The organism is Arsenophonus endosymbiont of Crataerina pallida (assembly GCF_964020125.1).
Classification (GTDB): domain Bacteria; phylum Pseudomonadota; class Gammaproteobacteria; order Enterobacterales; family Enterobacteriaceae; genus Arsenophonus; species Arsenophonus nilaparvatae.
This window is the reverse complement of the sequence record NZ_OZ026540.1, coordinates 777,681-792,562: the sequence shown is the minus strand read 5'-3', so window position 1 is coordinate 792,562 and position 14,882 is coordinate 777,681. Positions and strand designations below refer to the sequence as shown.

General features: G+C 41.6%; 16 protein-coding genes. 6 read left to right on the top strand and 10 right to left on the bottom strand.

Translation table 11 applies throughout. The features are described from left to right. Positions 1-6: 6 nt before the first annotated feature. Genes AACL31_RS04005 through hemA form a run of 6 tightly spaced genes read right to left on the bottom strand, consistent with a single transcriptional unit; the run spans position 7 to position 5,838 of the window. Positions 7-909 carry a TIGR01212 family radical SAM protein gene (locus AACL31_RS04005; RefSeq protein ID WP_310512136.1) on the bottom strand — a complete coding sequence of 301 codons (903 nt, stop codon included), beginning with the start codon at positions 907-909 and terminating at the stop codon, positions 7-9. A gap of 10 nt (positions 910-919) precedes the next feature. After that, positions 920-1,774, bottom strand: coding sequence for a 3-deoxy-8-phosphooctulonate synthase (gene kdsA, locus AACL31_RS04000; RefSeq protein ID WP_310512137.1), 855 nt, complete (start codon positions 1,772-1,774; stop codon positions 920-922). A gap of 46 nt (positions 1,775-1,820) precedes the next feature. After that, on the bottom strand, positions 1,821-2,630 hold the full coding sequence (sirB1, locus tag AACL31_RS03995) for an invasion regulator SirB1 (protein ID WP_310512138.1): 810 nt from the start codon (positions 2,628-2,630) through the stop codon (positions 1,821-1,823). Then, a complete protein-coding gene (prmC, locus tag AACL31_RS03990) occupies positions 2,614-3,465 on the bottom strand; it encodes a peptide chain release factor N(5)-glutamine methyltransferase (RefSeq protein WP_310512139.1) in 852 nt (283 codons plus the stop codon). Before prmC ends, sirB1 begins: the two co-directional genes overlap by 17 nt. Continuing rightward, positions 3,465-4,547 (bottom strand): peptide chain release factor 1, encoded by a 1,083-nt coding sequence (prfA, locus tag AACL31_RS03985; protein ID WP_310509170.1) that lies wholly within the window; start codon positions 4,545-4,547, stop codon positions 3,465-3,467. Before prfA ends, prmC begins: the two co-directional genes overlap by 1 nt. A gap of 28 nt (positions 4,548-4,575) precedes the next feature. Beyond that, the gene (hemA, locus tag AACL31_RS03980) at positions 4,576-5,838 is read right to left on the bottom strand and encodes a glutamyl-tRNA reductase (protein ID WP_310512140.1); all 1,263 of its coding nucleotides are present in this window, start codon (positions 5,836-5,838) and stop codon (positions 4,576-4,578) included. Between the two features lie 244 nt (positions 5,839-6,082). On the opposite strand from hemA, the gene lolB reads away from it, so the two are divergent. Genes lolB through prs form a run of 3 tightly spaced genes read left to right on the top strand, consistent with a single transcriptional unit; the run spans position 6,083 to position 8,612 of the window. Continuing rightward, positions 6,083-6,736 (top strand): lipoprotein insertase outer membrane protein LolB, encoded by a 654-nt coding sequence (lolB, locus tag AACL31_RS03975; RefSeq protein WP_052044920.1) that lies wholly within the window; start codon positions 6,083-6,085, stop codon positions 6,734-6,736. Next, complete coding sequence (gene ispE / locus AACL31_RS03970) at positions 6,733-7,611, top strand: 4-(cytidine 5'-diphospho)-2-C-methyl-D-erythritol kinase (RefSeq protein ID WP_310512141.1); 879 nt, start codon at positions 6,733-6,735, stop codon at positions 7,609-7,611. The genes lolB and ispE overlap by 4 nt, the downstream gene beginning before the upstream one ends. Positions 7,612-7,664: 53 nt before the next feature. Further along, positions 7,665-8,612, top strand: coding sequence for a ribose-phosphate diphosphokinase (gene prs, locus AACL31_RS03965; RefSeq protein ID WP_310512142.1), 948 nt, complete (start codon positions 7,665-7,667; stop codon positions 8,610-8,612). A gap of 107 nt (positions 8,613-8,719) precedes the next feature. On the opposite strand, the gene ychH is transcribed toward prs, so the two are convergent. Further along, positions 8,720-8,977, bottom strand: coding sequence for a stress-induced protein YchH (gene ychH, locus AACL31_RS03960; protein WP_310512143.1), 258 nt, complete (start codon positions 8,975-8,977; stop codon positions 8,720-8,722). Positions 8,978-9,272: 295 nt separating this feature from the next. Here ychH and pth point away from each other — a divergent pair, with 295 nt between their 5' ends. Together pth and ychF are read left to right on the top strand one after the other, a co-directional pair. Next, on the top strand, positions 9,273-9,863 hold the full coding sequence (gene pth, locus AACL31_RS03955) for an aminoacyl-tRNA hydrolase (RefSeq protein ID WP_290604572.1): 591 nt from the start codon (positions 9,273-9,275) through the stop codon (positions 9,861-9,863). A gap of 119 nt (positions 9,864-9,982) precedes the next feature. After that, positions 9,983-11,074 carry a redox-regulated ATPase YchF gene (ychF, locus tag AACL31_RS03950; protein WP_310512144.1) on the top strand — a complete coding sequence of 364 codons (1,092 nt, stop codon included), beginning with the start codon at positions 9,983-9,985 and terminating at the stop codon, positions 11,072-11,074. A 123-nt stretch (positions 11,075-11,197) separates the two neighbouring features. Here ychF and AACL31_RS03945 read toward each other — a convergent pair whose 3' ends face one another. From AACL31_RS03945 to AACL31_RS03935, 3 genes are all read right to left on the bottom strand, one after another. Next, complete coding sequence (locus AACL31_RS03945) at positions 11,198-12,289, bottom strand: SGNH/GDSL hydrolase family protein (protein WP_310512145.1); 1,092 nt, start codon at positions 12,287-12,289, stop codon at positions 11,198-11,200. 626 nt (positions 12,290-12,915) lie between these two features. Continuing rightward, entirely contained in the window at positions 12,916-13,461 is a 546-nt protein-coding gene (locus AACL31_RS03940; RefSeq protein ID WP_310512146.1) for a DUF637 domain-containing protein, read from the bottom strand. 32 nt (positions 13,462-13,493) lie between these two features. Beyond that, positions 13,494-13,784 (bottom strand): DUF637 domain-containing protein, encoded by a 291-nt coding sequence (locus AACL31_RS03935; RefSeq protein WP_339053758.1) that lies wholly within the window; start codon positions 13,782-13,784, stop codon positions 13,494-13,496. 123 nt (positions 13,785-13,907) lie between these two features. On the opposite strand from AACL31_RS03935, the gene AACL31_RS03930 reads away from it, so the two are divergent. After that, complete coding sequence (locus AACL31_RS03930; RefSeq protein WP_339053074.1) at positions 13,908-14,876, top strand: IS110 family transposase; 969 nt, start codon at positions 13,908-13,910, stop codon at positions 14,874-14,876. The last annotated feature ends 6 nt before the right edge of the window (positions 14,877-14,882 follow it).

Genomic DNA, 14,882 nt, shown 5'->3' with positions numbered 1-14,882 from the left:
ACAAACTTAAATTGCAGAGCCCTGGCCGCCATACTGACAGAGATATTGATATAACGCATTCATGCCTAACCAACGATTTGCACACCAATCTGGCGCGAGTAAAGTCGGCCGACGCGCATTGGCACAAATACGATGATAAATAATATTTTTTGGTGTGTGACGGATCATTTCTCCGGCCATTTCCACGTACTCAGTTAATTCAAGTGATAACAAACGCCCAGCACGCCAAGCTTTTGCCATTATACTACCATCAACAATATGTAATGGATGCAATTTAATACCATCAACACCGGTATCGATAACACGAGATATTGTTTGCAGATTTTCGCTAGCTGTTTCACCTGGTAGGCCAACAATTAGGTGAACACAAACATTTAATCCCTTTTTGCCGGCAATTTGCGCAATTTTTTGATAACTGGCAAAATCATGGCCTCGATTGATCTTTTTTAGGGTTTTATCATGGGATGTTTGTAAACCTAGTTCCAACCAGATTTCATATCCTTGCTGCTGATATTCTACTAATAAATCCAATACTGGTTGCGAAACACAATCTGGTCGCGTACCGACACAAAGTCCAACAATATTAGCCTGATTTAATGCCCGTTGATATAACGCCTTTAAAATTGAAACTTCAGCATAAGTATTGGTATAAGCTTGAAAATAAGCCAGATAACGTTGAGCACGATGGATTTTTTTTACTTTTTGCGCAATCTGTTGCTGGATGGAAAATTGCTGTTGCTGCTCATCGGAAAAAGAAGCAACATTGCAAAAGGTACAGCCGCCACGTCCTAAGGAGCCATCACGATTAGGGCAATTAAAACCACCGTGCAAACTGATCTTATGAATTTTTTCACCATAGCGGCGCTGAAGATCAGCGCCAAACATAGTAACAACATCATTTAACTGCATAAAATAACAATTAATTAGCGGTATCTAATTGGGCAAAGCTTTTCACCAAATCATCGATAGCTTTAACCTGTTCAAGAAATGGCGCTAATTTTGCTAATGGCAGTGCTGATGGCCCATCACATTTTGCGTTAGCCGGATCAGGATGTGCTTCCAGAAATAATCCCGCTAAACCGACTGCCATACCCGCTCTCGCCAACTCAGCAACCTGTGCACGGCGACCGCCGGAAGCAGAACCAAAAGGAGCACGACATTGCAATGCATGAGTAACGTCAAAAATAACCGGAGAACCCTTTGATACATTCATCATGACATTGAAGCCTAACATATCGACAACCAAATTATCATAACCAAAGTTTACCCCACGATCACAGAAAATAACTTTTTCATTACCTGCTTCTTTAAATTTCTCAACAATATTTCCCATTTGTCCAGGGCTTACAAATTGGGGTTTTTTAACATTAATGATTGCACCAGTTTTGGCCATCGCTTCAACCAGGTCAGTTTGCCGGGCTAAAAAAGCCGGTAGTTGAATAACGTCAACCACCTCAGCAACCGGTGCCGCTTGCGCTGGCTCATGAACATCCGTAATTACCTTAACGCCAAATGTTTGTTTGATTTCTTGAAAAATTTTCATTCCTTCTTCAAGCCCAGGGCCGCGATAGGAATGAATCGAAGAACGGTTCGCTTTGTCGAAGGAGGCCTTAAAAACATAAGGAATGTTAAGCTTGTCCGTTACGGTGACATAATGTTCGCAAATCTTCATTGCCAAATCGCGCGATTCAAGCACATTCATACCACCGAATAATACAAATGGTAGATTATTTGCCACTTTGATATCATCAATGGCGACTACTTTATATTGCATGCTTTTACCCTTTCTATGACAGCAAATTAGTGACAATTTTTAATGATCAATGCAATATAATCTGCTGCCCTTCTATTGAATAGATTTGCATTTTTATCATTTCAGAAACAGGATCTTCTGGACATTGCTCAACAAAATAATTTAAATCAGAAATGGCAACATGATTACATTCAAGATGAGCAAAAATAAGTCCTCTATCACGTATTTCATAAGGATCTTTCGGATCAAAAATTAATAATGTTTCACAAACTCTTAGCGCTTGTTCCATTTTTTTTTCTTCCATCAACGCTGCTTTTATTGTATCAAACATTTTTCGTATGATAATTCTATGCGCAGTTTCTTCTATGTCTTTTCGCGTCAGATGAGCAAAAGGGCTAATTGTTCCCTTGACCCATAAATCAAGCATCTGCTCGGTGAGCGTTTCACCATTTATCGGGTTAATATACCAATAAGTACCATCTTCTCGGCGAACACATAGAATAAGCTGAGTCAGAAAAATAATCGGCATCACCGGCAACTGCAATTGAGTGGCAACATGCAAAAAAATCGTCCCCAATGAAACAGATGCCCCCTGTCTTGCTATTAGCACTTTATCCAGCCAAAGGGCCTCAGAAAGCGAATAAACCCCCGTTACACCGCTAAAAAGCCAGTCTCGATAAAATAACTTTAGTAATATAGATACTTGCGTTTCTATATCATCACCAGCTTGTATTGTTTGTCTTGCTTCGGCAACCAGAAGCCTAAGTTGTGCATTGACTTGTTCAACAGGAAAATCTGGCCGAATAATCCGTGAAACAAGTATAATACCTTCGCTCAGTGGTGCTTTATTAAATTCAAAATCAGCTATGGTTTTCATCACATTTCCATTGACCTACTGTAATACGATCATTACCACCATAATCCTGAAAAGTTACTACCTGTTGATAATGATGACAGGAAAATAACTGCCTTACTTGCCTTCCCTGCAACCACCCGTGTTCGAGTAAAAGCCATCCCTTATTAGCTAAATAGTTACGCGATTGTTCAATTATCAATTGAATATCAGCCAACCCATGATTAGCCGATATTAATGCTGTTTTAGGTTCAAAACGCACATCACCTTGTTGTAAATGTGGATCACATTCATCAATATAAGGTGGATTACTGACAATCATATCAAATTGCTGAATAGGTAGTGAAGTAAACCAATTACTTTTGCAAAATTGGACATTATTAATTACCAAATTATTTGCATTAAGTTGGGCTAGCGTAATTGCCGCATCACTAATATCGATACCAACTATCTGCGCTTGTGGACATTCTGATGCTAAAGCTAACGCCACAGCACCGGTACCCGTTCCCAAATCTAATATTTTTACTGCTTGCTTTTCTGGTAATAATTGTAATGCTCGCTCAACTAAGCACTCTGTATCCGCACGAGGTATTAACGTAACAGGTGAAACTTTCATTGGTAACGACCAAAACTCTTTTTCTTCTACTAAATAGGCGATAGGCTCACCCTTAGCCCGACGAGCTAATAGATGTTCAAGCTGTTGTTGTTGCTTAACGGTTAATTCTGTTTCGCCAAATGCAATAAGGAAAGTCCGTGTTTTGCCGGTTATATATTGCAACAAAATTTCAGCATCACGTTTAGCGCTATCACTATGGCAAAGTTTATTAGCCGCATAGGCTAACCAATGCTGATAATTCATTAATCCTGCTCTGATAAAGCAGAGAGTTGATCTGCTTGATATTCGTTAATAATCGGTTGAATTAACATATCTAATTTTCCCTCTATCACTTCATCTAAACGATAGAGAGTTAAATTGATACGATGATCAGTAATGCGGCCTTGGGGAAAATTATAAGTTCTGATCCTATCGGAACGATCACCTGAGCCGAGTAAATTACGGCGCTCAGACGCTTCTGCTTCACGGCGTTTTTGCACTTCCGATGCACGAATACGGGCAGCTAAAACTGACAGCGCTTTGGCTTTATTTTTATGCTGAGAACGTTCATCCTGACACTCGACCACAATTCCAGTTGGAATATGGGTAATACGGATCGCGGAGTCAGTGGTATTAACATGCTGTCCGCCAGCGCCTGATGAACGAAAAGTATCAATTCTTAAGTCACTAGGGTTGATATCCGGTAGCTCTGTTGCTGGAATTTCAGCCAGAATGGCTACTGTACAAGCAGAAGTATGAATACGCCCTTGAGATTCAGTCTCCGGTACGCGCTGGACACGATGTCCCCCTGACTCAAACTTTAGACGGCCATATACACTATCACCAGAAACTTTGGCGATAATTTCTTTGTAACCACCGTGTTCTCCTTCACTGGCATTCATAACTTCAATCCGCCAGCGACGGGATTCAGCATAGCGGCTATACATTCTAAAAAGATCACCGGCAAATATTGCCGCCTCATCACCACCGGTACCGGCCCGAATTTCTAAAAAGCAATTTTTTTCATCATCGGGATCTTTTGGTAACAATAAAATCTGTAATTGTTGTTCAAATTCCTCATTACGCTTTTTCGCTTCTTTTAATTCGTCCTGAGCCATCTCGCGCATTTCAGGATCATGCAATAATATTTCAGCCGTCTCAATATCTTGCTGAACGGTGCGCCATAACTGAAAACATTTGGTTACATCTGTTAACTGCGCATACTCCTTAGACAACGCACGGAAACGCTCTTGATCTGCGATCACTTCAGCATCAACCAGGTGTGCTTGAATTTCTTCGTAGCGTTCCTGCAATGCTTCTAACTTAGCAATTATTGAAGACTTCATTCGTTATGTTAGACCTTACAAAGGTAGTTTAATTTTGCTCCAGTCCTAAGCTATCTTTTAAAATATTAAGACGGTGAATATCACCATCTGTCGCTGCTTGCTGGAGTGATTTGGTTGGTGTGTGGATCAGGCGATTCATTAACTGATAGGTCAATTGATTAATCACTTGCTCGCTATCTGCACCATTTCGCAGCGAAGCAAGTGCTTTTTCTGCCATTTCAGCCCTAATTTGCTCTGCCTGACCACGATAATCACGAATTGTATTGACTGATGACTGAGAACGCAACCAATCCATAAAATAAGCACTTTCTTGCTCAACAATAAGCTCAGCCTGAACTGCCGCCATTTTCCGTTGTTCGACATTGCGTTGCACAATCGCATGCAAATCATCAACGCTATAGAGATAAATATTATTTAATCTGTCAACATCAGGTTCAATATCTCGCGGAACAGCAATATCAATCAGCAACATTGGCTTATTACGGCGGACTTTCATTGCCCTTTCAACCATCCCTTTACCAATGATCGGTAAAGGGCTGGCAGTAGAACTAATTACAATATCCGCGTCGGCTAAACGGGTATCAATTTCAGCTAAAGTGATAACTTCCGCACCAACTTGATTAGCAAAACGTGCAGCGCGTTCTCGAGTTCGGTTAGCGATAATCAAATGCTTAGCATGATGTTCACGTAGATGGCGCGCAGCCAGTTCGATAGTCTCGCCGGCACCTACCAGTAAAATATGCAATTCAGACAGTGATTCAAAAATCTGACGAGCTAGCGTACAAGCGACAAAAGCAACCGAAACCGCATTAGCACCAATTTCGGTTTCCGTACGAATACGTTTAGCAACTGAAAATGAGTGTTGAAATAAACGCTCCAACTCACTAGATAACTTTGTATAGTGCTGAGATTTAGAAAATGCTTGTTTAACTTGACCTAAAATTTGCGGCTCACCTAAGACTAATGAATCTAATCCACTGGCAACACGCATTAAGTGGCTAACAGCAGCATTATCTTGGTGCCAATAAATACTTGTTCTAACATCATTTAAATTTAAACGATGATAGTTACATAACCAATCAATTAATTGATCTTGTAGGAATTCTTGTGAATCAACGCATAGATAAAGCTCAGTACGGTTACATGTAGAGAGCACAACGCCACTATGAACAAGTGGCTGCTGAAGTAAATTATCCAGTGCGTGTTCAATTCTTTCCGGCCCAAAAATTAACCGTTCACGTAACGTTATAGGCGCGGTTTTATGGTTTATACCGAGTGCAAGTAATGTCATATTCACTAAATCAAGTAACTAAATGGTTTCTAAACATCTGTTAAGCACACAAAAATAAAACCAATAACTTTAATAAGGAAATTTTGAGGTAGTATTCTACTTTATGCAACTAGGCAATTAAAGATGTTAAACTAAGCAAATGAATAATTCGGGCATTTTTTCCCAATTGTAGTTACATTTACCTTAATAATTTTCTGATCGATATCAACAAATTAATACCACTTGTGTGAATAGGAAATATTTAATGATACTCATTGCCAAGCAGTTTGCCAGTTTACGTCACTATTGTTACAAATTTATCCCACTAATTGCTGTTTTTTTGACCGCCTGTACATTCAATCAACAATTAACAACTGAAAAAAACGGCTCAATAACCAATCCATTATGGATAAACCACCAGCAGCAACTGGTCAAGTTGACAAAATTTCAAACCCGTGGTGCTTTTGCCTATATTGGCCCAGATAATAAAACCTATGCCAAATTCTTTTGGCAACAATATACGCTGTCTAATTACCGCCTGTTACTGACCAATCCATTAGGGACAACAGAATTAGAGCTCAATGTAACCCCTGGCGTTACCCAGCTAATGGATAGAGAAGGTAAAAAATATGTCAACCATCATCCAGCACAGATGATTTATCAATTAACAGGTATGGAAATTCCAATTGAAAACCTGCCCTATTGGTTAATCGGTTTACCCACTAATGCCACATCATTCACACTAGACGAAAATGGGCTGTTAAAAACCATCGAATATAGGCAAAATGGCGAAACCTGGCATTTGAACTACCTTGCTTATCATCAGGATAGTCAGCCTAAACTACCTAGCCGGATTGAATTAACACAAGGTAAACAACGTATTAAGTTAAAAATGGACAGTTGGACGCTAAACGAATGACATTAACCTGGCCCTCTCCAGCAAAGCTTAACTTATTCCTCTATATTACCGGCCGTCAAGCTGATGGTTACCATCAACTTCAGACTCTGTTCCAATTTCTTAACTATGGTGATGAAATTACCATCAAACCACGTGAAGATAATCAAATTCGGCTGCTTACACCCTTTACTAATCTGCCAGCAGAAAATAACCTTATTGTTAAAGCAGCGCGTTTATTACAGCGCTATTGCATTGAAGTAGATCGCGCTGATAGTCATCAAGGTGCCGATATTTATGTTAAGAAAAGATTACCCACCGGTGGTGGTTTAGGCGGTGGCTCTTCTAATGCAACAACCACATTGATTGCCTTAAATCACCATTGGCAAACTCGTATTGATGATAATACCCTAGCCGAGCTTGGCCGTCAGCTCGGCGCCGATGTTCCGGTATTCGTAATAGGTCATGCCGCTTTCGCGCAAGGCATCGGTGATCAACTTTTGCCAGCCAGTCCTGCAGAAAAATGGTATTTAGTGGCCCACCCTGGAATAAATATTGCTACCCAACAAATTTTTGCTGATCCGGAATTAAAACGTAATTCCGCAAAACGCTTGTTAAGCGCATTGTTACAAGGGCCATACGCAAATGATTGTGAACCAATCGCAAGAAAACGTTTCCCTGAGGTTGAAGAGCTTATTTCATGGCTGCTAGAATATACATCATCACGTCTTACCGGCACAGGTGCTTGCGTTTTTGCTGAATTCGAAACTGAAGCTGCTGCCCGTAAGGTGTTAAATAAAGCTCCAGAGTGGGTGCAGGGTTTCGTTGCGCAAGGCGTTAACCAGTCTCCTTTGCATACATTCCGCGCTGGGATTTCCAGATATCGAGACCATCAATAATAATATTTTTTGGGCGATAATATCTTTATAGACGCAAGCCTGAGGTTTTTTACGTGCCTGATATGAAGCTTTTTGCTGGTAATGCTACACCGGAACTTGCTCAACGTGTTGCCAACCGACTGTATACGAGCCTTGGCGACGCTGCGGTTGGTCGTTTTAGTGATGGTGAGGTTAGTGTACAAATTAATGAAAATGTCCGTGGTGGTGATATTTTCATCATACAATCAACGTGTGCCCCAACAAACGACAATTTAATGGAGCTTGTTGTCATGGTTGATGCACTACGCCGTGCATCTGCTGGTCGGATCACCGCTGTCATTCCCTATTTTGGTTATGCACGTCAAGATCGCCGTGTACGTTCAGCGCGTGTGCCTATTACCGCTAAAGTAGTGGCCGATTTTCTTTCCAGTGTCGGTGTTGACCGGGTCTTAACTGTCGATCTGCATGCCGAGCAAATCCAGGGTTTTTTTGATGTGCCGGTAGATAACGTTTTTGGTAGTCCGATTTTGTTAGAAGATATGCTACAACAAAATCTAGACAATCCGATCGTCGTTTCACCAGATATAGGCGGAGTAGTACGCGCCCGCGCCATTGCCAAATTATTAAATGATACCGATATGGCCATTATTGATAAACGTCGGCCACGCGCAAACGTTTCCCAAGTTATGCATATCATTGGTGATGTTGCCAATCGAGACTGTGTACTGGTTGATGATATAATAGATACCGGAGGTACCTTGTGTAAAGCCGCTGAAGCACTTAAGGAGCGAGGCGCTAAACGGGTCTTTGCATATGCTACCCATCCCATATTTTCCGGTAATGCCGTCGCTAATATTAAAGATTCAGTCATTGATGAGGTGGTTGTTTGTGACACTATTCCCTTATCAGCTGAAATCAAACAGCTCAACAAGGTTCGCTCATTAACGCTATCAGGCATGTTGGCTGAAGCCATTCGCAGGATCAGCAACGAAGAGTCAATCTCAGCGATGTTTGAACACTAAATAATAAATTACGCTCAGTTAAATTTTTAGCTGCCGCATTTATTAACTTAGTACTACCGAAAACCCTTTGATATTTATCACGGGGTTTTTCTTTACTTTAAGATAGATTACCGACGATGGCGCTCGTCAAAATTTCGCAGCCACCAATAACGATCAGCAATGCCCTCATGACCACTCACTCTGGCACCAGCTAACCAAATCAAAGCACCAATAAAAAGACTAATCAGTGATATTTCTGCTAAATATTCGGGTAGATCTAATTGAAAAACATGATTGCAAATATTATATGCAATACTGATCACCATAATTGCCATGCCAGTTACCATCAAGCAATTACCTAATAATAAAGACTGTTTTCTTTTCATATCATACCCTCCAAAATACTTATCACTATGTACAATATTGAATAATAAAAATACCTACTCCTTTGCTATATTATAGTAATAGTTTTCCGACTCAGATTGAGGAAATGATCACATTAGATAATATTTTATTCACAAATCTATACATAAAACTATTTTTATTGAAAAAATAGTAGCCATTATGCAGCAAACCTGATCAACCTATTCTACTGTCATCAAATTTAACTTTTTGTAGTCGGTTGTCAGAAAAGGTAAGCTATGTTCTTTAATTAAAACCGCTCAATAGTGAAAGAATATGGTGAGTAATATAAAACTGATCGTCGGTCTGGCTAACCCAGGTTCTGAGTACGCGTTAACTCGGCATAATGCAGGCGCCTGGTATGTCGAATTATTAGCCAAACAACATAATCAATTACTAAAAGAAGAAAGTAAATTTTTTGGTCATACCGCCAGGATCAACTTGGCAAATAATGATGTTCGCTTACTGATACCGACAACATATATGAATCTTAGTGGAAAATCAGTGTTAGCATTAGCCAGTTTTTATCGTATCAAGCCAGCTGAAATTCTTGTCGCCCATGACGAATTAGATTTAATGCCAGGCACTGCCAAAATAAAATTAGGCGGCAGCAATGGCGGACATAATGGTCTTAAAGATATTCAAAATAAACTAGGCAACAACCCTAATTTTTATCGTTTACGCATCGGTATTGGTCATCCCGGCGATAAAAATAAAGTTGTCGGCTTTGTGTTGAATAAACCCACCCTCCAGGAACAAAAATTAATCGATGATACCATTGATGAAGCAATACGTTGTACACCGATCCTGCTTAATGAAGGCGTTAATAAAGCAGTAAATCAGTTGCACGCTTTTAAGGCATCGAGTTAATACTATTACATCATATCTTCGGCAAGGTAACTTTTATGTGTATAATCATCGATAAATTCATTCATATTTATCAATTAGCGATACGCGATTGAACAGATAAAAACTAAGGTAACATATTTATGGGATTTAAATGCGGTATCGTTGGTCTGCCCAATGTAGGAAAATCAACGCTTTTTAATGCGCTGACCAAAGCCGGCATCGAGGCAGCAAACTTCCCTTTTTGTACTATTGAGCCTAATACCGGTGTAGTACCGATGCCTGATCCTCGTCTTGATCAATTGGCGCAAATTGTCAAACCACAGCGAGTACTACCGACAACAATGGAGTTTGTCGACATTGCCGGACTGGTAAAAGGCGCATCTAAAGGCGAAGGTTTAGGCAATCAATTTTTAACTAACATCCGTGAAACTGAAGCGATCGGCCATGTTGTTCGCTGTTTCGACAACGATAACATCATCCATGTTGCCGGCCAGGTTGATCCACTAGCAGATATTGATACCATTAATACTGAATTGGCATTAGCTGACTTAGATACCTGTGAACGAACTATTCATCGCATTCAGAAAAAAGCTAAAGGTGGCGACAAAGAAGCAAAAATTGAATTAGACATTTTGACAAAATGTTTACCGCATCTTGAAAACGCAGCGATGCTACGAACTCTAGCGTTAAGTAAAGAAGAAAAAGCCGCCATCCGCTATCTCAGCTTTTTAACCCTCAAACCAACTATGTATATTGCTAATGTGAGTGAAGATGGTTTTAACAACAATCGCCACCTAGATGCAGTGCGGGCCATTGCTGAAAAAGAGGGCTCGGTGGTGGTGCCAGTATGTGCGGCCGTTGAAGCCGATATCGCCGAACTGGATGAAGATGAACGCGACGAATTTATGGCTGAGTTAGGTATTGAAGAACCGGGACTAAATCGTGTGATCCGCGCCGGTTATAAGTTACTTAATTTACAAACTTACTTCACTGCCGGGGTCAAAGAAGTTCGCGCCTGGACCATCCCTGTTGGTGCCACCGCACCACAAGCGGCCGGTAAAATTCACACCGATTTTGAAAAAGGTTTTATCCGCGCCCAGACAATAGCATTTGCCGATTTTATTCACTATAACGGCGAGCAAGGCGCCAAAGAAGCCGGCAAAATGCGCACCGAGGGGAAAGATTATATTGTGCAAGATGGCGATGTAATGAACTTTTTGTTTAATGTTTGATCCATTCTGGCCGGCTTTATGACATCTCAACACAATCTATAAAGACCGCAAAAACACTAAAACCCCACGCAATTTGCATGGGGTTTTTCTATTGATCGTGCTCAATTTTTTATGCTAGCTCAATCAAAGCCGAGTGCAAAATTGAGTATCACTATGATTACAACCCTTGGTTACCGGAAGCGTGCCAAAAGTGTAACCTCTTTCCCACAGTGCCTCACAAATTTTTTGCCACACCACGCGATAGACACGATCTGTCGGATGAGCTTTATCTGAAGTAGACACTTTACTGTTATGACCCATAATAATATCGTAATTACAGCTATCGATAAATTGATTGCTGGTTCCAACTTCTTGCACCCCTTCTGATAAATGTAACTTTTCATACAGGTTTGACATCGATTCTGGTTTCAGTAATGACGCCATATCCACGTACATATCGCCATTACTTTCAGCAATCTCTCTTAATGTGTGGTTAAATAACATCGCCCCACTTTCAAAGTTATTAATTTGTCTCCTAACTTCATGATAAATACGTTTAGCTTTCTTCTCGTTGGTAGACGTTTGATATTTCGCTTTGGCAGAACTAACCATCTCCTGATAACACGCAGCCGATAATGGAAGTCCCATATTTATATAAATAAAGTGTGCATTACTTGAACCAACAATTTTAACTAATTCTTCTCTACGCTTATGAGCAATTTTAATTGCCACTTTGTGCATCTCGGTGGCAGGCAAACCTGCCGTGTAAAGGTCGTTAGCGCCAAACCAAACAATAAAAAGAAAGTTTTCATTATTTATACCTTGTAATGAGAAATCTTTCTCGAAAGCCTTCACCTCATTTTTCATAGTCGTAAGTGAACATTTATGTACAGTAGCGTACGGTATTCCCCCCGTAGCACCACCAATGGCGTAATTGGCATATCGAAACCACAGGTCAGAACCTTGTCCCCAGCCGGATTCTTGAGAAAATGATTGATGCTTGCTAGTTAATTTTTTCGAAGTGCTAGCATTAGCCATCACCAGTGATCCTCCATCTGTCGCAGCTTCATACATATGATCTGTCCAGTTACGGCAATCACTGTAACGACCTGTCGGATTCACAGTCATGGCACCGAATGCGCTCGCTAGCTTGCCAATAAAGGAACTGGCCATAATACCTGTGTCAGACAAGCTGTCACCGAAAACAATAACATTACGAAATCGTGTGGGTTGCATTCCTTTTCCCTCGCTCGCATTTTAGCGTCATAAAATGATGTCATAGATTAAATAAAACATTCTTGTCAATGATAAGAACGACCGACAATCACTGTTCTGCCAGTTTGTTTGTCATTTCTTACCGTAAGTTTTATACATCCAACTCGCAGAAATTGAGTGACTTTATTGAATAAATAGAACTATTACGAAAAAACTCGTCAACTATTGCCGGCCTTTTGCACTTGGGTTTACTAACAATTGTTTCAGCCAGGCAAGCGTCAACAGGCAGAAGATATAAAACTGAACTTTGCAACGCTGGCCGCAGGATCAACAGCAGAACAAATAAGTGGTTAAAACGGTAATTAAAGCAATGATAATGGAGGGCTAAATCAGGCAGAGTATAGCGGAAATTAATCAAAATACCGGTTATATAGATAAAAAAGATGAGTAACGGATCAATGCAGTGATGACAGTCGGCTACCTGCCACCACTGCTAACCACGCAACTAATAAGATCAGTCACAATAGTCAGAAGCGATTATAAAGTAAAACCCCAAACGACGAAAGAACCAACTGTAAAATCAAGATGATATGCAACCGGTTATTCATTTTGCCGATAAAAACTCAACCTTAACCCGCAGATAGGGATTAGTGGTAATTGTTTGAATATATTGGGTTTTGATAAATTACTTGTTTATCGGTTCTGCTCTTATCTGCCTCCTCAAGCTCTTTTTTCATGTCCATGACATCTTTAGCGCTCAAAAAGTTATTCTGCACCGCGATCACTCCCGCATCCTCACCACTATAGGCGCCTTCTGCGGTTCCTGAAGCAAGGGCTCCCGCCAGGCCGCCTATCACTCGGCTGGTGTCGAGGATTTTTTGCTCTCGGTTTGAACTATCAACATAGTAATTATCACCCAATTCAATCGCCGACAGCTCAGCGGCAAACGCGCCAGCTGCTGCTCCAATACGGTCTCCGCCACCTATCTCTGCACTCAAGGCGGCCATCGCACCATGACTGAGCAGTTTGCCTGGTTTGCCTAGTACCTGGCCATTTTTAGCGATTAAATGTACTCCTTCAGCATGTAATTGACGACTTGCCTGACTGACTAACGCTTCTGCCAGTCTATCTTTAAAACTGCCACCATTGAGCGCTGTGTCAACAGCTGAAGTAATCAGTGATTGCGCCGCCACCCGTTGAACGGTATGTTGCCATTCGCCATCACTTAAGCGCGGAAAGGTGGGGTTATAGGGGGAGCTGTTTGCACTACACCACTGCTATTTAATACCGTGGCATCTAAACCGGCCAGTGAACCTTCGATAGCCATCGAGGCAATAATCGATTTAACCGATTGGCTACTACCAAGCTCTTTGAGGGTCGCAGAAACATCCCCCTTGTATCTTGAAAACGGTTTAAAATAGTTACGATTAGATTTGGCAAGGTGCATGCAGCCCGATTCCTCCTTGTATCTTGAAAACGGTTTAAAATAGTTACGATTAGATTTGGCAAGGTGCATGCAGCCCGATTCCTCCTAGGGTTTTAAGCCCGTTAATTAGCGACCGGCGCATACACTGAGCCACTCATCTGAAACCCGAACAGTTGTCCGTACTCCATAACGCATTTGCAAGGATGGGTAATCATGAGTCAGCCAAATCCACTTTGTGTGGGTATTGATGTTTCTAAAGCAACGCTGGACATAGCAGCCAGCTGTGATATTGCACAGTTTACGGTCAGTAATGACTCTGACGGTTTTGATGCCATTATCGCCGAATTGAGAAAGCATTCGGTGGTGTTGGTTCTGATGGAGGCAACTGGCGGGCTTGAAGCTACTGTGGCCTGCTCGCTCCAGGCTGAAGGCTTTGACGTCACTGTGATTAATCCCAGACAATCCCGAGACTTTGCCCGCGCTATGGGCTATCTGGCAAAAACTGACCGTATTGATGCCAAAGTGCTTGCACAAATGGCAGAGGTTATTAATCGACATCCGGAGCGAGAGCGCTTTATCCGGACTCTGCCAAATGCAGAACGTCAGGTTCTTGCTGCGATGGTCGTACGCAGACGCCAGTTGATTACAATGTTGGTGGCAGAACGTAATAGGCTGTATACCGCACATCCACAGAATAGAAAAAGCATCAACATCATCATCAAGGCGCTGGAAGATGAACTTGCCAGAATCGATGAGGATATGAACAACCACATAAGGAACCACTTTAAGGATCTGGCCGCTAGGCTGAGCAGCATTAAAGGGGTTGGTACCATGACAGTTGCTGCGTTGTTGGCGGAGCTTCCCGAACTGGGCAGCCTCTCGAGGCGAGCTATTAGCGCGCTTGTAGGCGTTGCCCCCATAAACCGGGACTCGGGTACCATGCGTGGTCGGCGAACCATATTTGGCGGAAGGGACGGAGTCCGAACAGCACTTTATATGGCCGCGCTTGTAGCAACTCGCTTTAATCCGGTGATAAAAGCCTTTTACATGCGTCTGCTTGCAGCGGGAAAAGCCAAAAAAGTGGCGCTGGTCGCCTGTATGCGCAAGCTGCTGACTATCCTGAACGCGATGCTCAGAAAGAACGAAGAATGGAATGAGTCGTACCATCACGTTTCTCCATAATTTTAA

Coding starts and splice junctions, on each gene's coding strand:
- lolB (WP_052044920.1), top strand. CDS start 6,083: ATGATACTCATTGCCAAGCAGTTTGCCAGTTTACGTCACTATTGTTAC.
- AACL31_RS03930 (WP_339053074.1), top strand. CDS start 13,908: ATGAGTCAGCCAAATCCACTTTGTGTGGGTATTGATGTTTCTAAAGCA.
- AACL31_RS04005 (WP_310512136.1), bottom strand. CDS start 909: ATGCAGTTAAATGATGTTGTTACTATGTTTGGCGCTGATCTTCAGCGC.
- sirB1 (WP_310512138.1), bottom strand. CDS start 2,630: ATGAAAACCATAGCTGATTTTGAATTTAATAAAGCACCACTGAGCGAA.
- hemA (WP_310512140.1), bottom strand. CDS start 5,838: ATGACATTACTTGCACTCGGTATAAACCATAAAACCGCGCCTATAACG.
- prmC (WP_310512139.1), bottom strand. CDS start 3,465: ATGAATTATCAGCATTGGTTAGCCTATGCGGCTAATAAACTTTGCCAT.
- ychF (WP_310512144.1), top strand. CDS start 9,983: ATGGGATTTAAATGCGGTATCGTTGGTCTGCCCAATGTAGGAAAATCA.
- prfA (WP_310509170.1), bottom strand. CDS start 4,547: ATGAAGTCTTCAATAATTGCTAAGTTAGAAGCATTGCAGGAACGCTAC.
- AACL31_RS03935 (WP_339053758.1), bottom strand. CDS start 13,784: ATGCACCTTGCCAAATCTAATCGTAACTATTTTAAACCGTTTTCAAGA.
- AACL31_RS03945 (WP_310512145.1), bottom strand. CDS start 12,289: ATGCAACCCACACGATTTCGTAATGTTATTGTTTTCGGTGACAGCTTG.
- ychH (WP_310512143.1), bottom strand. CDS start 8,977: ATGAAAAGAAAACAGTCTTTATTATTAGGTAATTGCTTGATGGTAACT.
- ispE (WP_310512141.1), top strand. CDS start 6,733: ATGACATTAACCTGGCCCTCTCCAGCAAAGCTTAACTTATTCCTCTAT.
- kdsA (WP_310512137.1), bottom strand. CDS start 1,774: ATGCAATATAAAGTAGTCGCCATTGATGATATCAAAGTGGCAAATAAT.